This is a genomic window from Leucobacter denitrificans, assembly GCF_014396385.1.
Taxonomy (GTDB): domain Bacteria; phylum Actinomycetota; class Actinomycetes; order Actinomycetales; family Microbacteriaceae; genus Leucobacter; species Leucobacter denitrificans.
This window is the reverse complement of sequence record NZ_CP060716.1, coordinates 206,392-232,167: the sequence shown is the minus strand read 5'-3', so window position 1 is coordinate 232,167 and position 25,776 is coordinate 206,392. Positions and strand designations below refer to the sequence as shown.

30 protein-coding genes, 2 tRNA genes and 1 pseudogene are annotated in these 25,776 nt (G+C 59.2%); 12 read left to right on the top strand and 21 right to left on the bottom strand.

The genetic code is table 11. The features are described from left to right. Positions 1 to 42 precede the first annotated feature (42 nt). From rdgB to H9L06_RS01100, 8 genes are all read right to left on the bottom strand, one after another. Positions 43 to 663, bottom strand: a complete 621-nt coding sequence (gene rdgB, locus H9L06_RS01135) for an RdgB/HAM1 family non-canonical purine NTP pyrophosphatase (RefSeq protein WP_187555485.1) — start codon at positions 661 to 663, stop codon at positions 43 to 45. An 18-nt stretch (positions 664 to 681) separates the two neighbouring features. After that, positions 682 to 1,416, bottom strand: a complete 735-nt coding sequence (gene rph / locus H9L06_RS01130) for a ribonuclease PH (RefSeq protein WP_187555484.1) — start codon at positions 1,414 to 1,416, stop codon at positions 682 to 684. Then, on the bottom strand, positions 1,413 to 2,279 hold the full coding sequence (gene murI, locus H9L06_RS01125) for a glutamate racemase (protein ID WP_187555483.1): 867 nt from the start codon (positions 2,277 to 2,279) through the stop codon (positions 1,413 to 1,415). Before murI ends, rph begins: the two co-directional genes overlap by 4 nt. Positions 2,280 to 2,336: 57 nt before the next feature. Further along, positions 2,337 to 3,005, bottom strand: coding sequence for a ribonuclease HII (locus tag H9L06_RS01120; protein WP_187555482.1), 669 nt, complete (start codon positions 3,003 to 3,005; stop codon positions 2,337 to 2,339). After that, complete coding sequence (gene lepB, locus H9L06_RS01115) at positions 2,986 to 3,690, bottom strand: signal peptidase I (RefSeq protein WP_187555481.1); 705 nt, start codon at positions 3,688 to 3,690, stop codon at positions 2,986 to 2,988. Before lepB ends, H9L06_RS01120 begins: the two co-directional genes overlap by 20 nt. A gap of 128 nt (positions 3,691 to 3,818) precedes the next feature. Then, positions 3,819 to 4,166 (bottom strand): 50S ribosomal protein L19, encoded by a 348-nt coding sequence (gene rplS / locus H9L06_RS01110; protein ID WP_187555480.1) that lies wholly within the window; start codon positions 4,164 to 4,166, stop codon positions 3,819 to 3,821. 140 nt (positions 4,167 to 4,306) lie between these two features. Further along, positions 4,307 to 4,708 (bottom strand): hypothetical protein, encoded by a 402-nt coding sequence (locus H9L06_RS01105; RefSeq protein ID WP_187555479.1) that lies wholly within the window; start codon positions 4,706 to 4,708, stop codon positions 4,307 to 4,309. A 115-nt stretch (positions 4,709 to 4,823) separates the two neighbouring features. Then, the gene (locus tag H9L06_RS01100; protein WP_187555478.1) at positions 4,824 to 5,963 is read right to left on the bottom strand and encodes a phosphotransferase family protein; all 1,140 of its coding nucleotides are present in this window, start codon (positions 5,961 to 5,963) and stop codon (positions 4,824 to 4,826) included. A 90-nt stretch (positions 5,964 to 6,053) separates the two neighbouring features. Between H9L06_RS01100 and H9L06_RS01095 the strand changes: the two genes are divergently transcribed. Together H9L06_RS01095 and H9L06_RS01090 are read left to right on the top strand one after the other, a co-directional pair. Then, positions 6,054 to 7,505, top strand: a complete 1,452-nt coding sequence (locus tag H9L06_RS01095; protein WP_187555477.1) for a sensor histidine kinase — start codon at positions 6,054 to 6,056, stop codon at positions 7,503 to 7,505. A 4-nt stretch (positions 7,506 to 7,509) separates the two neighbouring features. After that, positions 7,510 to 8,169 carry a response regulator transcription factor gene (locus tag H9L06_RS01090; RefSeq protein WP_187555476.1) on the top strand — a complete coding sequence of 220 codons (660 nt, stop codon included), beginning with the start codon at positions 7,510 to 7,512 and terminating at the stop codon, positions 8,167 to 8,169. On the opposite strand, the gene H9L06_RS01085 is transcribed toward H9L06_RS01090, so the two are convergent. The 3 genes from H9L06_RS01085 to H9L06_RS01075 are packed head-to-tail and all read right to left on the bottom strand — an operon-like array spanning position 8,166 to position 10,344. Further along, the gene (locus H9L06_RS01085; RefSeq protein WP_187555475.1) at positions 8,166 to 9,170 is read right to left on the bottom strand and encodes an Fpg/Nei family DNA glycosylase; all 1,005 of its coding nucleotides are present in this window, start codon (positions 9,168 to 9,170) and stop codon (positions 8,166 to 8,168) included. The two genes, H9L06_RS01090 and H9L06_RS01085, sit on opposite strands and share 4 nt — an antisense overlap. Positions 9,171 to 9,220: 50 nt before the next feature. Beyond that, positions 9,221 to 9,712, bottom strand: a complete 492-nt coding sequence (locus H9L06_RS01080) for a ribose-5-phosphate isomerase (RefSeq protein ID WP_187555474.1) — start codon at positions 9,710 to 9,712, stop codon at positions 9,221 to 9,223. A gap of 26 nt (positions 9,713 to 9,738) precedes the next feature. Then, a complete protein-coding gene (locus H9L06_RS01075) occupies positions 9,739 to 10,344 on the bottom strand; it encodes a DsbA family protein (protein ID WP_187555473.1) in 606 nt (201 codons plus the stop codon). Between the two features lie 129 nt (positions 10,345 to 10,473). Between H9L06_RS01075 and pepN the strand changes: the two genes are divergently transcribed. From pepN to H9L06_RS01040, 7 genes are all read left to right on the top strand, one after another. Then, a complete protein-coding gene (gene pepN / locus H9L06_RS01070) occupies positions 10,474 to 13,038 on the top strand; it encodes an aminopeptidase N (protein ID WP_187555472.1) in 2,565 nt (854 codons plus the stop codon). Continuing rightward, positions 13,035 to 13,961, top strand: coding sequence for a mechanosensitive ion channel family protein (locus H9L06_RS01065; RefSeq protein WP_246454429.1), 927 nt, complete (start codon positions 13,035 to 13,037; stop codon positions 13,959 to 13,961). Before pepN ends, H9L06_RS01065 begins: the two co-directional genes overlap by 4 nt. Before the next feature lie 59 nt (positions 13,962 to 14,020). Then, on the top strand, positions 14,021 to 14,398 hold the full coding sequence (locus tag H9L06_RS01060; protein ID WP_187556269.1) for a globin: 378 nt from the start codon (positions 14,021 to 14,023) through the stop codon (positions 14,396 to 14,398). A gap of 174 nt (positions 14,399 to 14,572) precedes the next feature. Beyond that, positions 14,573 to 16,168 carry an isocitrate lyase gene (locus H9L06_RS01055; protein ID WP_187555471.1) on the top strand — a complete coding sequence of 532 codons (1,596 nt, stop codon included), beginning with the start codon at positions 14,573 to 14,575 and terminating at the stop codon, positions 16,166 to 16,168. 140 nt (positions 16,169 to 16,308) lie between these two features. Further along, the gene (locus tag H9L06_RS01050; RefSeq protein ID WP_187555470.1) at positions 16,309 to 16,557 is read left to right on the top strand and encodes a type II toxin-antitoxin system Phd/YefM family antitoxin; all 249 of its coding nucleotides are present in this window, start codon (positions 16,309 to 16,311) and stop codon (positions 16,555 to 16,557) included. A gap of 9 nt (positions 16,558 to 16,566) precedes the next feature. Beyond that, positions 16,567 to 16,824, top strand: a complete 258-nt coding sequence (locus H9L06_RS01045) for a type II toxin-antitoxin system RelE family toxin (protein ID WP_187555469.1) — start codon at positions 16,567 to 16,569, stop codon at positions 16,822 to 16,824. A gap of 202 nt (positions 16,825 to 17,026) precedes the next feature. Then, complete coding sequence (locus H9L06_RS01040; protein WP_187556268.1) at positions 17,027 to 17,602, top strand: HhH-GPD-type base excision DNA repair protein; 576 nt, start codon at positions 17,027 to 17,029, stop codon at positions 17,600 to 17,602. Between the two features lie 21 nt (positions 17,603 to 17,623). On the opposite strand, the gene H9L06_RS01035 is transcribed toward H9L06_RS01040, so the two are convergent. The 6 genes from H9L06_RS01035 to def all read right to left on the bottom strand — a co-directional run bounded on the left by H9L06_RS01035 (position 17,624) and on the right by def (position 21,800). Beyond that, positions 17,624 to 18,163 carry a DUF488 domain-containing protein gene (locus H9L06_RS01035; protein WP_187555468.1) on the bottom strand — a complete coding sequence of 180 codons (540 nt, stop codon included), beginning with the start codon at positions 18,161 to 18,163 and terminating at the stop codon, positions 17,624 to 17,626. Between the two features lie 114 nt (positions 18,164 to 18,277). Continuing rightward, positions 18,278 to 18,353, bottom strand: a tRNA-Arg gene (locus tag H9L06_RS01030). A 56-nt stretch (positions 18,354 to 18,409) separates the two neighbouring features. Next, positions 18,410 to 19,039, bottom strand: a complete 630-nt coding sequence (locus H9L06_RS01025; protein ID WP_187555467.1) for an MBL fold metallo-hydrolase — start codon at positions 19,037 to 19,039, stop codon at positions 18,410 to 18,412. Continuing rightward, positions 19,036 to 20,121 (bottom strand): S-(hydroxymethyl)mycothiol dehydrogenase, encoded by a 1,086-nt coding sequence (locus H9L06_RS01020; RefSeq protein WP_187555466.1) that lies wholly within the window; start codon positions 20,119 to 20,121, stop codon positions 19,036 to 19,038. Before H9L06_RS01020 ends, H9L06_RS01025 begins: the two co-directional genes overlap by 4 nt. 72 nt (positions 20,122 to 20,193) lie before the next feature. After that, a complete protein-coding gene (locus H9L06_RS01015) occupies positions 20,194 to 21,180 on the bottom strand; it encodes an aldo/keto reductase (protein ID WP_187555465.1) in 987 nt (328 codons plus the stop codon). A 56-nt stretch (positions 21,181 to 21,236) separates the two neighbouring features. Beyond that, positions 21,237 to 21,800 carry a peptide deformylase gene (gene def / locus H9L06_RS01010; RefSeq protein WP_187555464.1) on the bottom strand — a complete coding sequence of 188 codons (564 nt, stop codon included), beginning with the start codon at positions 21,798 to 21,800 and terminating at the stop codon, positions 21,237 to 21,239. A gap of 64 nt (positions 21,801 to 21,864) precedes the next feature. Between def and orn the strand changes: the two genes are divergently transcribed. Then, complete coding sequence (orn, locus tag H9L06_RS01005) at positions 21,865 to 22,521, top strand: oligoribonuclease (RefSeq protein ID WP_223165206.1); 657 nt, start codon at positions 21,865 to 21,867, stop codon at positions 22,519 to 22,521. A 14-nt stretch (positions 22,522 to 22,535) separates the two neighbouring features. Here the strand turns inward: orn and H9L06_RS01000 are convergent, their stop codons facing one another. Continuing rightward, positions 22,536 to 22,961, bottom strand: a complete 426-nt coding sequence (locus tag H9L06_RS01000) for a DUF1801 domain-containing protein (RefSeq protein ID WP_187555462.1) — start codon at positions 22,959 to 22,961, stop codon at positions 22,536 to 22,538. Positions 22,962 to 23,061: 100 nt separating this feature from the next. Here H9L06_RS01000 and H9L06_RS00995 point away from each other — a divergent pair. Together H9L06_RS00995 and H9L06_RS11690 are read left to right on the top strand one after the other, a co-directional pair. Beyond that, a tRNA-His gene (locus tag H9L06_RS00995) sits at positions 23,062 to 23,137 on the top strand. A 304-nt stretch (positions 23,138 to 23,441) separates the two neighbouring features. Continuing rightward, the gene (locus H9L06_RS11690) at positions 23,442 to 23,600 is read left to right on the top strand and encodes a hypothetical protein (RefSeq protein ID WP_246454428.1); all 159 of its coding nucleotides are present in this window, start codon (positions 23,442 to 23,444) and stop codon (positions 23,598 to 23,600) included. A 159-nt stretch (positions 23,601 to 23,759) separates the two neighbouring features. Here the strand turns inward: H9L06_RS11690 and H9L06_RS11685 are convergent. The 3 genes and pseudogenes from H9L06_RS11685 to H9L06_RS00980 all read right to left on the bottom strand — a co-directional run. Beyond that, positions 23,760 to 24,812, bottom strand: a pseudogene (locus H9L06_RS11685) (recombinase family protein); the annotation flags it as partial. 181 nt (positions 24,813 to 24,993) lie between these two features. After that, positions 24,994 to 25,200 (bottom strand): hypothetical protein, encoded by a 207-nt coding sequence (locus H9L06_RS00985; RefSeq protein WP_187555461.1) that lies wholly within the window; start codon positions 25,198 to 25,200, stop codon positions 24,994 to 24,996. Further along, positions 25,200 to 25,766 (bottom strand): hypothetical protein, encoded by a 567-nt coding sequence (locus tag H9L06_RS00980; RefSeq protein WP_382336545.1) that lies wholly within the window; start codon positions 25,764 to 25,766, stop codon positions 25,200 to 25,202. Before H9L06_RS00980 ends, H9L06_RS00985 begins: the two co-directional genes overlap by 1 nt. Positions 25,767 to 25,776 lie beyond the last annotated feature (10 nt).

Sequence of the window (25,776 nt, the reverse complement as noted above, 5' to 3'; positions counted from 1 at the left end):
CGCATCCTTTCGGTTTAATCGCTCGATCGTACTGCGCGAGCGCTACTCCTTTGAACGTTCTTCCTCAGCAGGGCCAAGTAGTCGTAAAATCGCTGGTGCAAGCTCGGTGAACGCTCTTGTGCGGTGCGAGACGAGACTCTTTTCTTCGGGGCGCATTTCGGCGGCGGATCGGCGCTCGCCCGCGGGCCGAAAGATCGGGTCATAGCCGAATCCATTTGCACCGATCGGTTCAGTGAGCAGGTCGCCTTCCCATACTCCGAGTTCGCACACCTCTTCTCCCGTAGGAAGCACGAGGGCAGCCGCGCATACAAACCCCGCCGACCGATGTTCCTCGGCAATGTCAGATAGCTGCTCTAGCAGCAACTTCACGTTCGCCTGATCGTCTCTCGCGCGACCGCCCCAGCGCGCTGAGAAGATTCCAGGGCTTCCTCCTAACACACCTACGGTGATACCCGAGTCGTCGGCAAGCGCGGGAAGGCCAGTATGAGCCGCCGCAGCCCTCGCCTTAATCAGCGCGTTTTCTTCGAAGCTCAGGCCGTCTTCGACCGGCTCAGGGCCGTCGTACCCGACGAGGTCGATGCCGGGAACGAGCGGCTCGAGCACGCGTCGCAACTCTTCGAGTTTGTGTGAATTGTGCGAAGCGAGTACCAGTTTGAGATTCATGATTCCTCAGTTTCGTCGTTATCGAGCCAATACCGCTGCCTGCTTCTCCGCAAGCTCCTGTGCGCTTGCGAGCGCGAGATCGAGCAGCGCATCGAGTTCAGTGCGATTGAATGGTGTGCCCTCTGCTGTTCCCTGCACCTCAACGAAGTCGCCAGAACCCGTCACTACAACGTTCATATCGGTTTCGGCGTTGGAGTCCTCGGTGTATGCGAGGTCGCTCATCGGCACGCCATCAACGATCCCTACCGAAACAGCGGCAACACTGTCGGTGAGTGGCTTCGACTTCTTCGCGATATGGCCCTGTTCTCTGGCCCACTCGATCGCGTCAGCGAGTGCCACATAGGCACCGGTGATGGAGGCCGTGCGCGTGCCGCCATCAGCCTGAATCACGTCACAGTCGATAACGATGGTGTTCTCGCCGAGCGCCTTGGTGTCAATGATGGCCCGCAGGCTGCGGCCTATGAGTCGCGAAATTTCGTGCGTACGTCCGCCAATTTTTCCGCGCACTGACTCACGCTGCATGCGCTCATTTGTGGATCGTGGAAGCATCGAATACTCAGCAGTCACCCAACCGGTTCCCTTGCCCATGAGCCAGCGAGGAACACCCGGCGTGAACGATGCCGTGCACAGCACGCGGGTGTTTCCGAACGAGATGAGCGCGCTGCCTTCCGCCTGCGTGCTCCAACCGCGCTCGATCGTCACCTCACGCATATCGTTCGGGCTGCGCCCATCTACGCGAGTGTGTTCCGTCATGCTTCCTCCAGAAGTTGAGATTCGTTGTGCGGCAGCGCAATTGCGCCGGTCGGCACTGGATCAATCGAGTCAATGCCGATTCCGAGCATTCTGCGGGCGAGCCGCATGAATTCGTCGTTATCTTGCCCCGTAGTTTCGTAGCGGATCGTGGGTTCTCCGGCACCTGCCGGGCGAAGAAGGCCCTGCTCAGTGAGCACCTCGAACACGCTGTTCGCGGTCTCGATATCGCTCGAAACCAGCGCGACGCCGGGCCCTACAACCTGCCTCAGCGCGCCGCGCAGGAATGGGTAGTGGGTGCAACCGAGCACAAGTGTGTCAATGCCCTGCTCGACGAGCGGGCGCAGGTACTCCTCTGCAACCTGCAGCGTTTCTTCACCGCTCGTCTTGCCTGCCTCAACGAGTTCGACAAAGCGCGGACACGCCTGCGAGCTGAGCTTCACGTCTGAACGCACAGCGAAAAGATCGTCGTAGGCCCTCGACTGAATGGTGCCCGCCGTGCCAATGAGCCCGACCCTACCGTTGCGGGTGATCGCGAGCGCGCTTCGCACCGTAGGCCCGATGACCTCAACCACCGGAACGTCGTACCGCTCATACGCGTCCCTGAGCACGGCGGCAGACGCCGTATTGCACGCGATCACGAGCATCTTCACGCCCTGCGCAACGAGTTCGTCGAGCACTTCGAGCGCAAGACGACGCACCTCGGCGATCGGCCTCGGGCCGTACGGGTTATGCGCAGAGTCGGCAACATACAGAATCGACTCATTCGGCAGCTGGTCTCGAATTGCGCGCGCAACGGTCAGGCCGCCTACGCCCGAATCAAACACCCCGATTGGGGCGCTGGAAGAAAGCGCGCGCGTATTCACGGGTTCTACCCTACCTGTTGCGGCACACTTTCCCGGCTTCCGAGCACTGCGGCTGAACTAGACCCTGGAAATAGATTTCACCCAGGTCTTCCGATGGAAGTCAGTGACGCCGTGCAACTCGATCCCCGCGTAGTGCGCCGCCGCACCGTATCCCTTGTTTGATGCCCAGGCATAGTGTGGGTATTTGATATCTGCTTCCCGCATCACAGCGTCGCGTTCAACCTTGGCGCGCACTGAGGCCGCAGCTACGCTCGCACACGCGCGATCCGCACCAACTTTCGTAATGACATTCAACGGAGAACGCAGCACAGGAGACAACCAGTCGTGTGAGCCGTCAAGCAAGATCAGCGCACGATCGACCGGAACCCCTGTGCGATGCAACTCAAGCAGCGCTCGGCGCGCGGCAGCACCAAGCATGGCGGTGATTCCATGGGTATCAATCTCTTCCGCAGCAGCGAAGCCTACGGCCCCCGCTCCCCACTCTGCTACCAGCGGCGCGAGGCCCTCACGTCGCTTCTCGCTCAGCAGCTTCGAGTCCCGAAGTCCTGTCGGAAACTCGGTGACACCAGCAATTACCGCGTGAACCCCGACCGCGACCGGCCCCGCGATCGCCCCTCGGCCAACCTCATCGATTCCGATGACCAGCTCGATGCCCTGCTCAAAATGGGAGCACTCGAAATCGAGCGTCGGGTCTTTGCTCGAATCCTTAGCCTTCACGAGCTTCATCAACCCCGGTGAACGTCGACTCGGGCCTATTCAATAACCCGAAACGTTCGAGTGGCCAGTTCAACACAAAGGCGCGACCAACGATCTCAGATTCGGGCACGAAGCCCTTGCCCGGCTGATCCTGGTTATATCTTGAGTCCTTGCTCGAATACCGGTTGTCACCAAGCACCCACACCGAACCCTCGGGCACCACCACATCAAAGTCAATTGCCGATGCCTTCGGCTCCCCCGGAGGTATCACGATGTAAGGCTCATCGAGCGGCACACCGTTCACCTGAATACGCCCATCGGCGTCGCAACAGGTGACGTGGTCTCCACCGACACCAATGACCCGCTTCACGACGTATTCGTGGCTCGTATCGGCCGCGAGACCAACAGCCTGCAAGACCGACCCGATAGGGCCCGGTGTCGTGGGGTTCGCTTTCGGGTACAGCCACCCGCCAGGGTCTTGAAATACAACAATGTCGCCGCGCTGAACATCAACGACGTCGGGCACAAGCTGATTCACGAGTATTCGATCGTTCACCTGCAGCGTCAACTCCATCGACTGCGACGGAATATAGAAACTACGCACAAGAAACGTCTTGAGGAGAAACGAGATGAGAAACGCGACCACCAGAATAATGACGAGGTCTCGCAAGAATCTCACGATGCCACCGCTCCGCTGCTCGGCTGTGTCGCTCATTGGCCCCGTGACCTCATTCTTCGTGAAAATTTAGCACTGTCGCGCGCAGTGCATTTCTAACAGTACAGACAACTCAGGCCCCCATCCTGAATAAGGTGGGAGCCTGAGCCTGTATTTGAATCAGCCGACTATGCGTCGCGCTTCTCCTTGATCTTGGCCTTCTTGCCGGTGAGGCCGCGGAGGTAGTACAGCTTCGCACGGCGAACATCGCCACGAGAAACAACCTCGATCTTGTCAATTGCAGGAGAGTGAACTGGGAACTTACGCTCCACACCAACCTGGAAGCTGATCTTGCGAACGGTGAAGGTCTCGCGGACACCCTCGCCGTGACGTGAAATCACAACGCCCTGAAACACCTGAATACGTGAGCGGTTACCCTCGACGATGTTCACGTGCACCTTAACGGTGTCGCCTGCGCGGAATTCGGGAACGTCGCTCTTGAGCGACGCTGCATCGACGTGGTCGAGCTTCTGCATGATGTTCTCTCTCTGCGACCGCCGCAAGTCGGAGCGCGGAATTAGTTATGAAGTAGTTGTGTGCGTTCACGGTGTGTGCGGAACCCTCGCGGCAGTGCCGCACCGTGGCACAAGGATCTATTATGCCATAACTTTACGGGTTACAGCGATCCTGCCGAAGCCACCGATGCCGCAGAAGCTGCCGATGCGGGGCTTGCTGGCGACTGAACCGAAACAGGCGACGGCACTGATACGGCCGAAGGCGCTGAAACTGCCGACGGAGCTGAGTTCGTGGAGACTGCTGACGCAACCGACGCAACCGATGCCGAGCTCACGGCTGAGGCCGCGCTTGCCACCGAGGCAACATCCGACTTCACTCCGCGAACATCGCTGACGCTTGAGCTTTCACCGGTGAGTGATCCACCAGGAATTTCGGTTCCGTTCGATGTGCGCAGATCCATTGCATTTGCAACCGCAACTGCGCCGCCTGCGAAGAGTGACAGCCCAACCAGACCGGTTGCCCCGTAAACCATCCACTTCTTCTTCGAAATCTTGTTGCTCATGATTTTCCCCTTCATCTAGCTTGAATGTCTGCTTGATCGGATGTTCACCGTTGCTGACATCTTCAATACTTCCTGGCCCCGGTAAGGCGAAAAGTAAACGCTCATGAGAGGGTTCTTACCTTTGCTCATCCGACGGCTGACCACCGCTCAGCACGACCTGCGCGTTGCGCAACAGCATCCGTGACATCACCTCTTCATCCCGATCCACTGCGGCGAGCGCGTGCCCGAGCATGTGGATGGCGAAGAGTGCACGTACGCGTTCGCTCCCCCAGCGGCTGAGGGCGATTTCGACGAGCGACCACACTCGCTCTCGAGCTTCGGGCGGTGTGAGCATGGCGCTGACGGTGGCGTGGGCGATGAATGCCGCTGGGTCTTCTGCCGGGTCGCCGATTCCCATGGTGTCGACGTCGAGAAGCCCACTGATACGACTGTGTTCTCCCGTGCCATCGTCGCTAAGAAATAGCTGACCGAAGTGGAGGTCACCGTGGGTGACCTGCTCGCGCACCTGGTTTTCCGTGTCGGCGAGGGCTCCCCTGGCGAGTCTCGCCACCTGGGCGGCATCGTCTCGGTGAGAGAGACCGTCTGCGTACCAGTCGAGTCTGTCTGCTACTCCGCGAAGTTTGTGGGGTGTTTCGACACTCGCTATGCGTGTGCGAAGTTCATCGACCTGCGTGACGAGGTCATCTGGATCCCACAGCACCTCGGCTGCGGGAGTACCCACGGCGTTCTCAAATAGTATTACTCCGTCTGGCGACCAGCCGAGCACTGCCGGAACCGGGAGGCCCTCCTGTTCGCAGGCGACGTGTGTGGAGATGATCCGCTCGATGCGGCTCGGTCGAACGACCTTTACCCAGATCGGCCGGTCTGGGGCGTCGACGCGAAGTACGGCTCGTCTGCCCGGCCGGTAGGCAATGAAAGTTGGTGCGCTCGCGTCGGTTACCCCGCATCTTGCGAGAAGCGATGCCGCGGCGTCGTGAAATGCGATTGCGGCGAGCGCCGGCAGGTGTGGATCTGCGGGGTGCAACCAGATGCGGGCTTCTGGCGCGTTGAGGTCACCAAGAACCAAGCCGGTCTCTTGTTGTGTGCCCTGCCGAGATGTGTCTACGTAGTAGCGAAGTGGATCGCCACTGTCTCCTCCGCCCCGATCCGCTGCGACGTCGAAGCCCGAAACTGATCCTGCTCCAAGTGGTTCGCGTGAGACGAGGGTGACCGCTTCAGGTGCGACCTCAAGCGCCTCGACGAGTAGATGCTGCACCTCTTCATTGCATCACGCTTTCGTGCTTCGTTGGATGAGATCTCTCTTATGTTTCGGGGCTTCGTCGCGTTCAGCGGCGATACTGGAGAGGTGACAGATACCTCAACACGCAAGAAACGGGGGCGGCGGTTCGCCGTCTCCGTGCGCACGAGGATCGTGTCTGTCATTACGCTTGTAACCGCGCTTGGACTGATCGCGGTGGGCTTGTCTGTGTACCTCGTTGAGCGCCATCGCATTCTCGAACAGGTCGATGTGCGGTTGAATGCGAACCTCGAGTCGGCTCGGTACATCGTTACCGAAGGCCCCGGTGGATCGGGCACATGGGACTCGTCGACCGCGGCACTCACTGCGGTAGTAGAGCGAATGAGTCCAGACGATAACACTGGCGCGATGGGTATGGCGGCGGGAAAAATCACTATGGTGCCCGGAGTTCAGCTTGATCTCGACCTTCGGGACGAGGCCGAGTTTGCTGCCCATGTCGAGCGCACCCGCCCCGCCGAAAGCGCGATGCTCGGCACGTATGCCGAAGACGGGGTGGTGTGGCGCTATCTCGTCGCGCCGATCGAGGTAGTCGACTCCGCCGAACCCGCTGATGTGGCGTTTGTGATGGTCTATGACCTGGAGGCAGAACTCGGAGAGTTCAACGAGGCCGCTCGCATGTTCATCATTGTCTCCGCCATCGTGCTCGCAGTCGTCGCGGGTACGGGCACGTTTGTTGCGACACGGCTACTGCGGCCGCTGCGCAATATGCGTGAGACCACGGAGCGGGTTTCGGCTCGCTCCCTCTCTGAACGCATACCAATCGTCGGCAATGATGATGTTGCCGAGCTTGCCGAGACCATCAATCAGATGCTGGATCGACTTGATGATGCGCTCGATTCGCAGCGGCAGCTGCTCAGTGATGTGGGGCACGAGTTGAAAACGCCCATCACGATCGTGCGGGGGCATGTCGAGCTCATGGATCCGAACGATCCCGAGGATGCACGAGATACTCGCGAACTTGCCATGGATGAATTGCAGCGCATGGGCGAGCTCGTGAGCGATCTGTCTGCCACAGCCTCACTACACGGCCCGAGCCCGGTGCAGCTCGCGCCCGTCGACACTTCAGATCTACTGCACCTCATCGCGCGCAAAGCTAAGGCGATCCAGGGTGCGACGGTCACCTTGGGTGAGGTCGCAACAGGTGTCGCGCAGCTCGATTCCGCCAGAATCACGCAGGCGATGCTGCAACTCGCTCAAAACGCAGTGACCCACGGCGGCGGCGATGTCGAGATCGGCGGCCGTGCGAACGGGCCACTGTTGCACCTCTGGGTGCGCGACCGAGGCCCCGGAGTGCCAGATGATTCTAAGGCCAAGATCTTCGAGCGATTCGCCAGAGGTACTGGGAGTGATGGCCGCACGGGAAGTGGCCTCGGACTCAATATTGTGCAGGTCATCGCCCGCGCACATGGCGGCGATGTGAACGTGAGCGACGCCGCAGGCGGCGGAGCAATGTTTACCATTACCGTGCCGATCGCTGGCACCCAATTCGCAGGAGCGTGACCCCATGCCTTCGATACTTATCGTCGACGACGAGCCCCGCATCTCTGGGTTTGTCGACAAGGGACTGCGTGCAGCGGGGTTTGCGACCCGCGTTGCGTCGAATGGCACCGACGGGCTCCACCTCGCGCTCACCGACGAGTTTGACCTCATGGTGCTCGATGTCAATATGCCGGGCCTCGACGGGTTTGAGGTTCTTGAGCGTCTTCGTGGCTCCGGCTCGCGCATGCCGGTGATTCTGCTTACAGCGCGCACCGAGATCCAAGACACCATCACAGGATTAGAGGGCGGAGCCGACGACTACATTGGCAAACCATTCCATTTCGACGAGCTCATCGCGCGCATCAGATTGAGACTTCGCACCGAAGACGGCGCACCGACCACAGACATCCGTGCCGGCGACCTTCGGCTCGATCTACGCACGCGTCAACTACACGTAGGTGACCGGGCGATCGAACTCTCTTCTCGCGAGTTCGCCCTTGCTGAAGAGTTCATCAGAAACGCTGGTCAGGTGCTCAGTCGTGAGCAACTCCTCAGCCGGGTGTGGGGCTACGACTTCGATCCCGGATCAAACATCGTTGACGTCTACGTCGGATACCTGCGCCAAAAACTCGGCAAGGGCCACATCGAGACCGTGCGCGGAATGGGATACCGCCTAGCGGTTTAGTGCTGACAGCCGGGGCACCAGTAGAGCTTGCGGTTGCCCATCTCTTCGAGCACGATGTTCGTACCGCAGCGCTTGCAGGGAGTGCCCTCGAGCTTGTACGTCCAGTGTCGCTCATCGCGCTCCACAAGCGCCTTCTGATACGCCTCGCCCTCAAGCCCGTCGATCGTCATCATTTGGCCGACGGTAATGCCGATCTCGAGCAGGTGCGCCCAGTCATCCCAGAGCTCTTCGAGCACCGTGCGGTCAAGCGAATTCGCGGGGGTGTGTGGATCAAGTTCTGCACGAAACAGCAACTCAGCACGGTACACGTTTCCAATGCCAGCGACGACCGCTTGATCCATCAATACCAAACCGATGGGGGTCTTCTTCTTATGCGCGCGCTCGACGAACCGTTCTCGCTCCTCGGGGGTGTTTGCATTTGCTGGATCGGGGCCGAGCCTCTGAATCACCCGATCCACCTCGGCGGGCGACAGCACCTCGCACGCCGTCGGGCCCCTGAGATCGGCGCACACGAGATCGTTGAGTAGACGAACACGCACCTGCCCCACCGGCTCGGGCGGAAAACTACCAGAGTCTGCCGTCTCTCTATCGGTCTCTGCCATGCGCACTCTCGTGCGACGTGGCGCACCAATCGACGTAACAGAGTCTTCGGCATCGCGATCGAGCGCCCGCACACGATCGGCGCGAGAGTACTCACCGGTCTGGCCAAGCTTTGAGTGGCCTGGCGTGTACCCGTGGATCTGAATCGACGGATTCACCCGCACATCACCCGAGAAGTCCCAAGCCCCATAAATGCCGAGGTGCACGCGCAACCACTCGTCGCCCTCGAACTCCAAGAACATCTGCTTGCCGACAGCGCGAGCGTCGATCATCTCGCGCCCATTGAGTACCGCTGCTCCCTGAGCGAAGCGGCCCTGCGGGCTCGAAACCTCAGGGGCGGTGCCCACAAAATTGGTCGAGAATTGCCTGGCAATTCGGTGCACGGAATGCCCCTCAGGCATACTCTTCCCTCTCGTGCAGAGAACTCGTCATAATGCGCAAAGAGCACGAGCTATAGCGAGTCGACCTGCTTACCGGCGATGCTGCCGGTCGTCTCATACTCACCCAGCTGTGCAACTCGACGCACATGCCGCTCGTCGCCCGGAAACGGCGTATCGATGAAAAGGTCGATAAAGCGGATCGCATCTGCCACGTCGTGCTGGCGCGCACCAATCGAGATCACGTTTGCATTGTTGTGCTCACGGGCAAGCATCGCGGTCGAGTCATTCCACACGAGTGCGGCGCGAATACCTTTTACCTTGTTCGCCGCCATCTGCTCGCCATTCCCCGATCCACCAAACACAACGCCGAGCGCCCGGACACCGTCACGCTCATCGCGTGCGACGCCAAGTGCGGCATTAATGCAGAATGACGGGTAGTCATCGAGCGCATCGTACTCGGCCGGCCCGTGGTCAATAACCTCGAACCCGCGGGCGCGCAGATGCTCTTGCAATTGCTGGCTGAACTCGAGGCCAGCATGGTCTGTGGCGACATGAATACGCATAGATCTAGCCTACCGTTGCTCGTGACCTAGAACTTTGGCCCCTCGGTGCGCCCGCGCTTGAGTTCGTAGAAACCCGGCACGCTGGCTGCGGCGTAGATTCCATCCCAGAGTCTGAGCGCATCGTCGCCAGTGGGCGCAGGTGTGACCACCGGACCGAAGAAAGCTACACCGTCAATCGAGATGATCGGCACCCCGACATCGGGGCCCGCAATCTCAAGCGCATGGTCGGTGTTCTTGCGCAGTTGCGCATCGCTCTCATCAGTATCCGCTGCTGCGGCGAGCGCTGCATCAGCCCCTGCAGCTTCGAGCGACTCAGCGATGATCGCATTGAAATCGTCACGACCGCCTGGGTGTCGGCGAGTTCCCATCTCGGTGTAGAGCTTTCCAACCAGGCTCTCTCCCCCCGCGACCCGGGCTGCCTCGACCACTCGACCCAAGCGGTGACCCTCGTCGTGAAGACCCTGGTGCGACCCGAGGTCGTTACCTTCGTTGATGATCTTCAGACTGATCGGCTTCCAAGCGATCTCGAAGCCACGAACCTCGGCGACTTCGGCGGCCCATCTGCTGGTCATCCAGCACCAAGGGCAAATCGGATCAAAATAGAATTCAACGTTCGGCTGATTGGCAGTCATAGCCCCACCCTACTGGCTCGACTGGGCGAAATACTCCTTGTCTACCCTATTGGCCACCCTTTGGTCAGGGTACGGGCATAGTCTTGTGTCATTCGTCATTTGCAGGTTTCAAGATCCACAAGGAGAACCGTGCCCGGAACCAATCTCACCCGCGCCGAAGCACAAGAGCGCGCTGCGATCGTCAGCAGCCAGAGCTACGATGTCGCACTCGATCTCACCACGAGCGACACAACGTTCAGTGCCGACACTGTTATTCGTTTCTCTGCTCAAGAGGGTGCTTCGACGTTTATCGACATCATTGCTGCGTCGGTCGAGCAGGTCGAACTCAATGGCGTGAGTCTCGACCCGGCAGAGGTGTATGCAGACTCGCGAATTCAGTTACCTGGTCTTGCAACCGAAAACACGCTTCGAATTCGCTCGACGATGCTCTACATGAACACCGGTGAGGGGCTTCACCGATTCGTTGACCCTGCTGACGACGAGGTGTACCTCTACTCGCAGTTCGAGGTGCCCGATTCACGCCGCATGTTTCCGGTCTTCGAGCAACCCGACCTCAAGGCGACGTTCGCATTCACAATCACCGCGCCTGCGCGTTGGAAGGTCGTGTCGAATCAGCCCACGCCAGAGCCCCAGCCTGCCGGAGACAGCAATGGTGAAGCCATCGCAACGTGGGCCTTTGAGCCCACACCAGTGATGTCGAGCTACATCACCGCACTCATCGCGGGCCCGTATCACGAGGTGCGTTCTGAGCTCACGAGCACCGATGGCCGCGTGATTCCCCTCGGCGTCTTTTGCCGCGAATCACTCGCGCCATTTCTCGATGCCGACTACATCTTTGAGAAGACACGTGAGGGCTTCGCGTTCTTCGAGGCCGAGTTCAACTACCCGTACCCGTTCGAGAAGTACGACCAGCTGTTCGTGCCCGAGTACAACATGGGCGCTATGGAGAACATCGGCGCTGTGACGTTCACCGAGGCGTATGTGTTCCGTAGCCAGGTCACCGATGCGATGCGCGAACGTCGAGTCGTCACCATCTTGCACGAGCTTGCTCACATGTGGTTCGGAGACCTCGTTACGATGCGCTGGTGGAACGACCTGTGGCTCAACGAGTCGTTCGCCGAATACATGTCGACGCTCGGCGTTGCCGAGGCGACCGAGTGGTCAGACTGCTGGACCACATTCGTCGCGAGTGAGAAGTCATGGGCGTACCGGCAGGATCAGTTGCCGTCGACGCACCCGATTGTCGCTCCGATCCGCGACCTCGAAGACGTGCTCGTGAACTTCGACGGCATCACATACGCGAAGGGTGCTTCGGTGCTCAAGCAACTCGTGGCCTGGGTTGGGCGCGAACCGTTCATGCAGGGTGTGCACGACTACTTCGTCAAGCACCACCACTCGAACACTGAACTTCCAGATCTCATGACTGAGCTTGAGGCGAGAAGTGGTCGCGATCTCACCGAGTGGACCACGAAGTGGCTCGAGACCGCAGGCGTGAACACCCTGCAACCTGATTTCACCTTGGATGAACAGGGTAACTACGCGTCATTCCAGATTGTGCAGAGTGCGGCCGCAGATTACCCAACACTCCGTCCGCACCGCATCGCGGTTGGCCTATACGAGTCCGAAGGTGGATCGCTCCGCCGCACCAAGCGCATCGAACTCGACGTCGACGGCGCAACTACCGAGGTAGCAGAACTCGTTGGCGTCGCGCAGCCCGCACTGCTCATACTGAACGATGACGATCTGAGCTATGCGAAGATCCGCCTCGATGAGCGGTCGCTCGCCACCGCGGCGGATAACCTCGGCAATATCGAGGATTCACTCGCTCGCTCACTTGTGTGGGGCACCCTGTGGGACGCAACCCGAGACGGCGAGTTCCCTGCGAGCCGCTTCGTCGATATCGTGCTCGCGCACGTCGCGAACGAAACCAACTCGACGATGCTCCGCACCGTGATCCAGCAGCTCGTGCTCTCTGCTTCGAGCTACGTCTCACCTGAGAAGCGTGAGGCAACGCTCGCAAAGGTGGCGGATGCGCTCTGGCAACTCGCTCTCGACGCGAAGCCTGGATCGGACAATCAGTTCCAGTTTGTGAAGTCGTTCGCAAGCCTCGCATCGAGCCCAGCGCAACTTGACACCATTCTCGAGTTGCTCGAAGAGCGCACCCCGCTCACCGGCCTCGACATCGACACCGACCTCGGTTGGGAGCTGCTCATCTCGCTCACTGCGGGCGGGCGCGCAACGGCCGAAGAGATTGACGCCGCACTCGCCGATGACCGCACCGCAACCGGCAACCAATCAGCTGCTCACGCACGCGCTGCCCTTCCTACCGCGGAGGACAAGACCGCGGCATGGGTTTCGGTGTGGGAGGCCGACGACAAGCCCAATGCGATCGTCCGTGCCACGGGCCTCGGGTTCCTCCGCGCGCACGACCGCACGCTCCTCGCGCCCTATGTGGATCGCTACTTCGCCGAACTGCTCACTGTGTGGGAGTCGCGCAGCTACGCAATCGCAGAAGAGCTCATCGATGGGTTCTACCCGTCACCGCTCGCAAGCGAGGAGCTTCGTGTGGCAACTGCGACCTGGCTCGACGCTCACGAAGATGCACCCGCTGCCCTGCGCAGGCTCATCACCGAGCACCTGGCGGGAGTTGAACGCGCACTCGTCGCCCAGAAAGCTGACGCGGAGACCGCATGATGTTCCGCACAGAAACGGCTGGGGAGGTCGTGGAGGCGGCAAGTAACGCCTTCACTGACTTCCTCACCACCTGGCGCACTCCCCTAATCATTGTCGCGATCATCATCATCGCGGTGATTGTGAACTGGATCCTGCGCAGACTACTCGATCGCACGGTCACCCAGATCGTTCAGGGCGTGAAGAAGTCACAGAACGTCGACACCACCTCAGAAATTAAGGCTGCGCCTTACATACACGCACGAGCGGTTCAGCGCACACGTACTCTCGGTTCCGTCGGGCGCGCTGTGATCACGATTTTCGTCGCAGTCGCCGCGATCATCCTCATACTGAGTCAGCTGAACGTGAATTTCGGCGCCGTACTCACCTCTGCGGGTATCGTTGCCGCCGGTCTCGCGTTCGGGGCACAGAACATCGTGAAAGATGTCTTAAACGGCATCTTCATGGTGTTCGAGGATCAACTCGGTGTCGGAGACATCATCACTGTTGGCACGATCACCGGAACTGTTGAAAACGTCGGAATTCGAGTGACCCAGGTACGCAGCATGGATGGCACACTCTGGTTCGTGCGCAACGGCGAGATCCTTACGCTCGGCAACGCGTCGCAGGGATGGGGGCGCGCGCTCATCGATATCACCGTGAACGCAAACCAAGACCTCGCGCATGTCTCTGACGTTGCGCTCCAAGCGGCTCGCGCCCTGCTCACCTCAGAACGCTATGCACGCAAGGTGACCGGAGAACCTGAAGTATGGGGCCTCGAAAGCGTCTTCGGCGACCGAGCAACCCTCCGGCTTGCGGTCCGCACTCGACCGGAGGCACAGTGGGAGGTTCAGCGGGGCTTGAGGGCCGAACTGCGCCAGAAATTTACTGATGCCGGCGTGAAGCTCGCCGACGAGTATCCAAAACTTCCCAGAGGAGAGCAGTGACCGACAACTCGACCCCGAATCCCCGACTCACTCTTCGCAGCGGCGAGCTCGGCAACGCGGTGACCGACACGGTCTGGGCTCAGATCGGTGGCACCGAAACCTTCGAGAAGATCGTGCGTGCGTTCTATCGCGGTGTACGCGAGGACCCGCTGCTTGCGCCCATGTACCCGCAGGAGGATTGGGAGGGCGCGATCCGCCGCCTTCGCATGTTTCTCGAGCAATACTGGGGCGGCCCCACGACCTATTCAGAGGAACGCGGCCACCCCAGACTTCGCATGCGTCACGTGCCGTACCACATCAACCCAGAAGCTCGTGATCGATGGCTCTTTCACATGAACGCCGCGCTCGATGAGGCAGAATTGCCGCCGATGTATGACAACGCGATTCGCGATTATGTGGAGCGCGCGGCTCATTCGTTGGTAAACCAGTTCGACTAACTCAATGCCTCTCGGGTCCGGAAGGGTGTGAACTGATACCTACTCGCGGCTCGCGAATATTCCGAAAAACAGAAAAACACTGTTTCTTCACCCTCAAATTGTGTAACTTGGGCGGTCAAGAGCCTCCAAAGTGGAAGTAGTCCGCAAAACGACAACCACCGAAGAGGAAATATCATGACTGCGTTCAACGACGATATCGAGTCAGTGCAGGCGCTCAAGGAGCAGCACGGTTCCAGCTGGAGCGCGATCAACCCAGAGCACGTCGCTCGGATGCGCGCACAGAACCGATTCCGCACCGGACTCGAAATCGCCCAGTACACCGCCGACATCATGCGCCGCGACATGACCGAGTACGACAACGACTCCTCGGTCTACACCCAGTCACTCGGTGTCTGGCACGGCTTCATCGGTCAGCAGAAACTCATCTCGATCAAGAAGCACCTGAAGTCGACGAACAAGAGGTACCTCTACCTTTCGGGTTGGATGGTCGCAGCACTCCGATCGGAATTCGGCCCACTCCCCGACCAGTCGATGCACGAAAAGACTTCGGTACCGGCGCTCATCGAAGAGCTCTACACGTTCCTTCGCCAGGCAGATGCTCGCGAACTCGATCTGCTCTTCACCCAGCTCGACGACGCTCGCGCAGCGGGTGACGAGACAGCAGCAGAATTCGTTCAGTCGCAGATCGACAACTTCGAGACGCACGTTGTGCCGATCATCGCAGACATCGATGCGGGCTTCGGAAACCCCGAGGCAACCTACCTGCTCGCAAAGAAGATGATCGAAGCTGGCGCATGCGCAATCCAGATCGAGAACCAGGTTTCTGACGAGAAGCAGTGCGGCCACCAAGACGGCAAGGTCACGGTTCCTCACGAGGACTTCATCGCGAAGCTCAACGCAGTTCGCTACGCATTCCTCGAGCTCGGCATCGACAATGGCGTGATTGTCGCTCGCACCGACTCGCTCGGCGCAGGCCTCACCCAGAAGCTCGCCGTCACGAACGAGCCCGGCGACCTCGGTGACCAGTACAACTCGTTCCTCGATGTCGAAGAGATCTCAGACGCAGAGCTCGGCAACGGCGACGTGATCATCAAGCGCGATGGCAAGCTGCTTCGCCCGAAGCGCCTCGCGTCGAACCTGTACCAGTTCCGCAAGGGCACGGGCGAAGATCGTTGCGTGCTCGACTGCATCACTTCGCTGCGCAACGGTGCAGACCTGTTGTGGATCGAAACCGAGAAGCCTCACGTTGAGCAGATCGCTGGCATGGTGGATCGGATCCGCGAAGAGATTCCGAACGCTAAGCTCGTGTACAACAACAGCCCATCGTTTAACTGGACCTTGAACTTCCGCCAGCAGGCGTTCGATCAGCTGCAGGAAGAGGGCAAGGACGTATCGGCGTACGATCGCGACAGCCTCATGAGCGTGGAGTACGACGAGACCGAGCTCGGTCGTCTCGCCGACGAGAAAATCCAGTCGTTCCAGCGCGATGGCGCAGCGCGTGCGGGTATCTTCCACCACCTCATCACTCTCCCGACCTACCACACTGCGGCGTTGTCAACCGACAACCTCGCAAAGGGTTACTTCGGCGAAGAGGGAATGCTCACCTACGTTCGCGACGTGCAGCGTCGCGAGATCCGCGAGGGCATCGCAACCGTGAAGCACCAGAACATGGCTGGCAGCGACATTGGTGACAACCACAAGGAGTACTTCGCCGGAGACGCAGCCCTCAAGGCTGGCGGCAAGGACAACACCATGAACCAGTTCGCATAAGCGCAACTGTTACTGAGCGGGGAATTCGGCTTCGGCCGGATTCCCCGCTTTGTGTGTCAATGGTGTGGCAAAATTTGCTGTCTGGGCGCTTTGGCCACTCCACCATTGCGTACATCTTGTACAAGTTGTACCATTGAGATATGACTTCGATCACTCTTTCTCAGTTCCGCGCGCAGCAGGCAGAATACATCGCCGCTGCGCAGCGAGAACCAGTGGAGATCACCTCTCGGGGAGCTGGTCGACGAGCTGTTGTCGTATCCCCTGATTTCTTCGATCGTGCGTTGGAGGCGCTTGAAGATCAAGCCGACGTTCGTGGAGCCGCAGCGGCCCGCAACGAGTCTGGAGCTCGGGTGTCACACGCTGATGTCATGGCCGAATTTGGGCTGTAAGCACCGGTCGTGCGCTACGAAATAACCTATGCGCGGTCCGCACTAAAAACACTGCGCAAGATCGATCGCAAGACTGCACAACGTATTCTTCGCGCCATTGACGCGTTAGCGTCTGATCCGCACCCACTGGGTTGCAAACAGCTCAAGGGCGGTTCTGGAGAAATGCGCATCCGAATCGGTGATTACCGAGTTGTCTATGACGTGATCGATGCGGAAGTGGTGGTCCTCGTACTTCGCATCGGTCACCGCCGAGAGGTTTACCGGTGAAGACACTTCTGACTTCTCATGAAGATCGAGAACTCCCCATATAGTTTGAAAATGATATTCGGAAATTCATTTCCACCATTCTCTCTTGAACCCCTTGCGATAAAACTTTATATTGCCCAAGAACTGTATTGTTGCCTGATCGAGAAACTCCCAAGGAAGTAGGCTGCATTATCGAACCCCGACTCGGTGCAATACTGGCATCATAATGATTCACCTCACCGACGATGCTGAAGCCGACCGACTGCTCAGCGACAATCCGCTTGCGTTACTCATCGGCATGCTGCTCGACCAACAGGTCGCGATGGAAGTGGCGTTCGCGGGCCCTCTCAAGATCCAACAACGCGTTGGCGACATTGATGCGAACGCTCTTGCCACTGTGGATACCGACGACTTCGTAGCGGCATTCAAGCAGACGCCCGCAGTGCATCGATTTCCCGGATCGATGGCCGAGCGGGTGCAATCGTTGTGCCGCGAACTCGTCGCCGAATGGGGCGGCGACGCGAGCGCGATCTGGACACAGGACTCCCCCGACGGCAAGACCGTGCTCAAACGACTCAAGTCACTGCCAGGGTTCGGGGATCAGAAGGCAAAGATCTTTCTCGCACTTCTCGGCAAACAATATGGATTCGACGGTGACGGATGGCGCGAAGCCTCTGCGCCTTACGGCGAAGAAGGCTCACTGATGAGTGTTGCCGATATTGTCTCGCCAGAAACACTACTTCAGGTGCGCGAGGCTAAGCGTGCCGCAAAAGCAGCTGCCAAGGCCGCTAAGAAGTAGACCATCCTTTCCGCGGCAGAGTCAGTTCGCAGCCACAGGATAGGTTACGAATCCACCGTCGCCAAGCTGCGCACCTTCGCTCAGCTTCGCCTCATCGATATTTCGCGGCCCGAGGATGTGGCGCACCGGCTCATCGTTCGCGAGCAGGTGATCCGCAATAATGCGACGGTGACACCGCCACCACACGGCCTCCGAGCACATAATCGCCACTCGATGCGACTTACCCCACTCACGTAATTCCGCCAGACCCTCAGCGAACTCTTCCGAGAGCGCATGGTCCGCGTAGTTGTGAAAACTCCGGTTCTGCCACCAACCGTTCACCTCAAACCGCACGTCCTTGCTCACCGGACGGCGGCCCGTGAGCTGCTCCGCACGGCGAAAATCGATGCTGTTCTCGCTAAGAGCACTTGCAAGCTCATCAGCGTTAAATTGCGGGTACCTATCTGACCCCGGTAGCTTGCGCACGTCAACAACAAGATCAATCTCAGATGCTTGTAAAAGGTCGAGAAACTCCTCGAACGTGCGGTTTGAATGACCAATGGTGAAGAAGTTCCCTGTCATGGCGACATTCAATCATCGAGATCGTCCTTTGTCAGCGCCCTGCCCCTCGCTTCGCTCCGTAGGCAATCGCTGTAGCGATTGGGGTCGCGCAACGAGAAAGCGATGCTTTCTCGTTGGCGCCCCCGGCAGGATTCGAACCTGCGACCAATGGATTAGAAGGCCATTGCTCTATCCCCTGAGCTACGGAGGCAACCCATCGATCGTACTATGTGATCGACAAGTCTCGCGAACGCGCACCGAGTGTGATCAGTGTCCGCGCGCGATCCACTCTTCGAGATTCGGAGATTCTGCACCGATCGTTGTCGTGGGACCGTGGCCAGTGTGTACGACGGTCTCAGCGGGTAGTTCGAAGAGTACGTTACGAATCGACTCAATTATCGTGTCGAAACTGCTGTACGAGCGCCCAGTCGCGCCGGGCCCGCCCTGGAACAGCGTGTCCCCTGCGAACACCGCGTTCAGTTCAGGCGCAACGAAACAGGTCGACCCGGGTGAGTGACCTGGCGTGCTCCGGGCAGTAAGCGTCACACCCGCAACTTCGAACTCGTCGCCCTCGGTGATTTCTCGATCTGGGGCGACGTCGGGATAGACGGCGTCCCAAAGCATGCGATCGGCAGGGTTCAGACTGATCGGGGCCTGAAGTAGATCCGCTGTCTCGCGTGCCGCACGAATGTGGTCGTCGTGCCCGTGAGTGAGCAGCACCGCGATCGTGTTGCGGTCGCCGACCGCTGCGGCCACCGCCGCTGGATCGTGCGCCGGGTCGATGACAATGACCTCGCGATCGTCGCCCACGATCCACACATTGTTATCGACGTCCCAAGTACCACCGTCGAGCGAGAATGTGCCGCTCGTCACCAGGTTCTCAATGCGCGCGTTCACAGCACAACCACCGATCGCAGAATATTGCCACCAGCCATCTTCGCAAATGCCACCTCGACGTCGCCGAGCCCGATGCGCTCGGTCACGAAACCTTCAAGATCAAGTCTGCCGAGCTTGTACTGGTCAATGAGCATCTGGAAATCCCTGCTCGGCAGGCAGTCTCCGTACCACGAGGACTTCAGCGATCCACCGCGACCAAACACGTCGAGAAGTGGCAACTCGAGCTTCATATCTGGCGTCGGAACACCAACGAGCACGACCCTGCCAGCGAGGTCACGCGCATAGAAGGCCTGTTTATAGGTCGCTGGGCGGCCCACTGCGTCGATGACGACGTCTGCACCAAACGTGTCAGTGAGCGAGCGGATCGCCTCGACTGGGTCTTCGTTCTTCGAATTCACGGTGTGCGTCGCACCAAATCGCTTTGCCTGCTCAAGCTTCGCATCGTCGATATCGACGGCGATGATCGTCGTTGCGCCAGCAAGCTGAGCACCGGCAATCGCTGCTGTGCCAACTCCCCCACAACCGATAACCGCGACAGACTCACCGCGTTTCACCTCGCCAGTATTGATCGCGGCGCCGATTCCGGCCATGATGCCACAGCCCAGCAGACCGACGGCCGCGGCGTCAGAATCTTCGTCAATCTTTGTGCACTGACCCGCCGCAACAAGGGTCTTTTCAGCGAACGACCCAATGCCCAAGGCCGCCGACAGCTCGGTCCCGTCTTCAAGCGTCATCTTCTGCTTCGCGTTGTGTGTCGCGAAACAGTACTGAGGCTGCCCCTTCTCACATGCGCGGCACTGACCGCACACGGCACGCCAGTTGAGGATCACACGATCACCAACGGCGACCTCGGTCACGCCCTCGCCCACCTCAGCAACTCGGGCTGTGGACTCATGCCCCAACAGGAATGGGAATTCATCGCTGATCCCGCCCTGCTGATAGTGGTAGTCGGTGTGGCACACACCGCACGTAAGCACATCAACCACTACCTCGCCCGGTCCCGGATTCGGAACAATGATGGTCTCGATTGTCGCCGACGCATTCTTTTCGCGAACGACGACACCCTGTACTCGATAAGCCACGCAATCACCCTCTCGTAAACGATGCCTTCGTGCCAGGCTATCGGGCATTGTCGACGGTACGCAGCAGGCGCACTACTTGTTCACAAACGACATCGTTTGCTCACCATACCGTTCACCTGAAACGCCAATGACGTCTGTAAGTTCACTCAACTGAGACAACTCATCACCAGTGAGCGTGAGTTCTGACGAAGCAATGTTCTCAGCAATGCGCGCGGTACTGCGGGTGCCGGGAATCGGCACGATCCATGGTTCTTGCGCGAGCAGCCAAGCGAGCGCGACTTGACCGGGCGTAGCATTGCGTAGCTCCGCAATCGCGCGTACTTCAGACACCAGCCGTTCGTTCTTGGCAGCATTCGAGGCTTCGAAACGCGGGAGATTTCGCCGCATGTCATCTTCGGCATACACCGTTTCACTCGATATTGCGCCCGTGAGAAAACCTCTACCGAGTGGACTAAACGGCACGAACCCGATGCCGAGTTCGCGCAATACTGGCAGCACTTCTGCTTCTGGATCCCGTGTCCAGAGCGAGTACTCGCTCTGGAGGGCAGTAACCGGATACTCCGCATGAGCTCGTCGAATCGTCGTGGCCGAGGCCTCGGAGAGCCCGAAGTGCTTCACTTTTCCCTCTGAAATCAACTCTCCGACGGTGCCCGCAACATCCTCAATTGGCACGTCGGGGTCGACTCGGTGCTGGTAGAAAAGATCAATTGCTTCTACCCTCAGGCTCTTGAGTGACTGCTCGGCAACCTTACGGATTTGTTCAGGCCGCGAGTTCACGCCGTTGTGTTGCCCGTCAACGATGCTCATGCCAAACTTCGTCGCAATCACTACGTCATCGTGGAAGTCTTCAAGTGCTTCGCCGACGAGCACCTCATTCACATACGGCCCGTACACTTCGGCCGTATCGAAGAAGGTCACACCCTGATCCACCGCGGTGCGGAGCACCTGAATCATGTCGCTCCGAGATCCGGGGTTTGGCCCGTAGGCCTGCGACATCCCCATACACCCGAGACCCACGGCCGATACCTTAAGGTTCTGTCCGAGTGTGCGCTTGTGCATGTGGTCTCCCCGATCGGCGTTGATGCTTTGCAGCCAGGCTATCGAACCCGGAGGAGCTAATCCTCGAGGTGATCCACGCCCGGCGTCCAAGTGAGGCCGGGCTTGCCCCAACCTCGTTTGCGCTCAATCTTTTGGGCTGCCCGGTTCTCTGGATGCACAAGGCGATCCACATATAGAAGCCCGTTGAGATGATCGAACTCGTGCTGCATGATGCGCGCGAACCAACCGCTCGCCTCGATCTCAAAGGGCTCTCCGTCAATATCCTGTGCACGAAGCAGTGCGCGGGGTGAGCGACGGAGTGCAAATCGCTCACCTGGGAACGACAGGCATCCCTCGACCTCATCATCGCCGGGTAACCCGGGCTCTGGTGGCGCGATCCACAATTCAGGATTGATCGCAACACCCTGCGGCGCCGCCTCATCCTGATCCTCATACATCCACACAAAAATGCGCTTGCCGACGCCAACTTGCGGTGCGGCAAGCCCCACGCCGGGAGCAGCGACAGTCGTTTCAAACATGTCGTCTACGAGCTTTCGCAGGTCTGCATCGAACTCGGTGACGGGTGCTGCTGGACGGTGAAGAACGGGCTCACCGCAAATGGTGATCGGGAGAATTGCCATGAGAACCAGCTTACTGCCGCGGCTAGACTGGTCAGGTCGTTATCCCCGCGCAAAAGGAGTCACCGTGTCGAATGCCCCCGCAGAACAGATCGTGTGGATCGACTGCGAAATGACCGGGCTCGACACCGACACTGATGGGCTCTGTGAGATCGCGGTGATCATCACTAACTTCGATCTCAAGCCGCTCGATCCCGGCTTCGAGATCGTCATAAACCCGGGTGACGACGTGATGGATCGCATGGGCGACTTCGTGCGCAACATGCACGAGACCTCCGGCCTGCTCCCCCGCATCGCCACTGGCGCGCCAGTTGCTGACGCTGAGGCGGCAGTCATCGAATACGTCAATAAGTTCATTCCTGAGGGGCGCCGCCCGCTCGTTGCTGGCAACACCATCGGCATGGACCGACGCTTCATCTCGAAGTACATGCCGCTGCTTGAAGAGCGCCTGCACTACCGCTCGATTGACGTCTCGACTATCAAAGAACTTTCACGCCGCTGGTACACCCGCGCCTACTATGCGTCTCCCGAGAAGCGCGGCGGTCACCGAGCGCTCGCAGACATTGCAGAGTCGATTCAAGAGCTCGCTTACTTCCGTCAAACAGTGATGGCGCAGGGCAACGGACCAGATACCAAGGAGTCGAAAGTCATCGCAGCGTCAGTTGCAGAACAGTTCGCGCCACTTATCGATGGCAGCGCCGCCGCCGAGAATCCTACCGCTTAGTTCTCTCAAGTCGGTCAAGAGCTCGGCTGGTCATCCTGCCGTGTCGTCGCGATGCGGATCAGCTGCCTCAGCACTTCAAGGTCGATGTCTTCAAGCTTGCGCACGTAGACACATCCTGCACCCTCGGTGTACTTGCCGAGCTTCGGAAGCAAGGCCGCTCCTTCGGGTAGGTCTTTGAGCCCGTACAGCGAGTGCTGCGCCTTGCGTGGCGAGAATCCACTCTTCGGCCAGATACCCTTGGTGCGCGGGTTCGCAGGTGATACGTAGTTGTAGCTCCCGTAGCCGATCATTGTCGGCCCCCAGAGCACCGGCTCCTCCCCCGTTACGTCGCGAAAGATCTGCGCCAACACGAGACCATCCTCGCGCCGCTTCGCAGGCTCCAGGTTTGCGAGAAACTCATCAACATTCGCATCGGTTGGTTGCGTCTTTGCTTCAGCCATGTGTTCATTATCGCAACGCCGCCCCGAATTGGCGACGGCTGCCGGGGTGGGATATGATCGTGTGGTTGCCTTTCAAGCCTCGGCTTGCTGGGTCAGCATGGTGGGCATAGCTCAGTTGGTAGAGCACCGGCTTGTGGTGCCGGTGGTCGCGGGTTCAAGTCCCGTTGTCCACCCCAAATGGGAGAGGTTCAAACCCTCGACAAGAGTAACCACTCTTTGTCCGGTTTGAGCCTCTCCCTTCTTCTTCGCTTCAGCGGCCCAGTTCAGAGCGTTCATCTGCTCCTCGGTATCGCAGAGTGAACCGAAGGGGCGCTCGTACTCGACGCGGACATCCCTGTCTTCCTCGATGAAGATCCGGTGGAAGAACGCCTGATTGCACAGTCGCCGGTTTGCGTCATCAGCACGCTCGTACACGCTGACGATGTTGGCAAGCAGCCCGAGCGAGTCATCGAGGTTTGCCCTTGCTGAAGCATATTCATCGTGGTGAGCTTCGATTCGGTGCTGAATGTCTCCGATCTGATCCGCGATGCGATCTTGCTCCTGCTTCAACAGGTCGATCGGTACCGCACCCGCATAGTGAGCTTGCAACAGCTTCATCCGCTCGTCATCGAGACGGTCCCGTTCGCTTGTGAGTCGTGAGAGTTCTTTTGTCTCGTTCGCCATGAGCAGGTCGAAGTCTGCGTGGATCTTTCCGGCGAGGTCTTGCCGCATGCCGGGTGAGACTTCGATCATCTCGTAGTACTTCTCGATGAGCCGCTCGACATCTTCGATAAGCATGGCTTGCCTTGTGCACTCGGTCTTCCCAGAGTGTCTGCCTGAGCATACGAAGTACGGGTAGACGTTGCCGTGCCGGTTCTTTGCGTTCGTGATGATCAGCCGCTCGCCGCACTGACCGCAGTAGACGGTGCCCTTCAGGTAGTGGTCATGCACCTGCGTGGCATCAGCTGCGGATTTGTGTGCGTCGAGCACGGCCTGTACCTGGTACCAGACTTCTTTGGGCACAATCGCGTCGTGGTTGCCCTTGTAGGTTGCTCCTTTGAACGTCACATCTCCCTTGTAGTACGGGTTCGACAGCAACCGGTGCAAGGTTGAGATCGCGATCGGTTTCGAGGGGCGCTTCGGAGTTGGCAGGGTGGTGAGCCCGCGGGCGATGAGTTCGCGATGGATTTGCGAGAGCGTCCAACGGCCTGAGGCGTATACCTGAAACGCCCAGGTGATGTGGCGGGCTCGTTCTTCGTCGACTTTCACGGTGCGGCTCTCGTGGCCGCGTTCATCACGCACGCCAATGTTGACGTACCCGATCGGCGCACGATTGATGGTGCCACCCTGTGCTGCCTTTTGTGTGAGTCCCTTCACAGTCTCGGTGGCGAGGTTTCGTGAATAGAACTCTGCGATCGATGACATGATGCCGTGCAGCAGCATGCCCGACGGGGTCTCGTCAATGTTCTCGCTGGCGGAGACGAGCATGACCCCCGCGTCACGCAGTGCGAGATGGATGGCGACATCGTCAGCCCGGTTACGTGCAAGCCGATCCACTTTGTGCACGATGCAGTAGTTAACCTGGTGTTCGGCTACATACTTGATCATTCGCATTAGCTCGGGCCGGTCTGCCTTGCGTGCAGACTCGCCAGCATCAACGAACTCTTCGATGACTGTTGCACCGATCTGTTCAGCTTTGCGACGGTTCGCTTCGCGCTGGGCCGGGATGGAATATCCCTCGTCCGTGCCGCCCTTCTTTGCCTGCTCTTTCGTCGACACACGTAGATAGGTGACCGCAATTGCGCCACCAGACGGCACTGAGGGTCGCGCCAAGTCATCGACCGCGGTTCGGTTCGGGGTTGGGCTCTTCATGACGATTCTCCGCAATTTGTGGTTCTGAGCGCCCACCGCGGGAGGTTCAACTGTGAATGTTGATCGTGAGAAGAGCCGAAAGGCTGTAGGACTAGGCTGAAAAGCCACGTAATTTTGCCAAGCGCCGAAGCGCGAGGGTTTAAGAACCACAACATCCACCACCGAGGCGGACAACTTTATTCTACATCTGAGCCCTGATGCCGGCCAGGGCTGCCTTCCGCGACTCTGAGACAGAGGCACGGCCTGCTCCTGCCTCCTGCAGCGCAAAGCGAATCAACAGTTCTGCCAGCAGGTCGACATCCGGTTGCGCTCGGTGCTCGGCTCGCACCGAATATTTGCGCTCCTCACGGCTGCGGCGGTCGGTTTTCCTCTCATACGGACGAGTCATTATTCTCGAACCTCCCCAGTTTGGAAGTCGATGTTGGCGTAGAACGCGTCTTCAGCTGCTTCGCGGGCCTGTACCTGTTCGAGTACAAACTCGATGAAGTCGGCTTCGCGATCGTGAATGACTTGTTCCACGACCTCTTGGGAATGTTCTTCGCCTGGCCAGGGTGTCTGTCTGGTGGGTCGATCGCGGTCTCGTCGGGTGCCGCTGGCGGCAACCCAGTCACGAAGTCGGTTGCGAGCATCTGCGAAGTCTCGATGCCAGCCGAACGGGGCTGAGCCGTCTTGTTCCGCATCGTAAGCGCTGAGCCAGTGTAGGTGTAGCGCCGACAGCTCCCAGAGAAGCTCTGGGTGGCGGTGCCAGAGCGGCGGCACTTCTGACGCCGGAAGCCCATATTCCAACCTGAGCCAGTTCACCCACCGGTTGAGTGCGAGAAGCTCTTGCTCAAGGTCGTGGGAGGTGAGCAGATTCCAGTTGATCGGGTGCGGCGGTGTGGTCTCGTCTTCAGGCCTGAAGCTTGGTTCGGGCATATCGTCGAACACTTCGTCAGTGCGATTGTTGTTAGTCATCGTTGCGCTC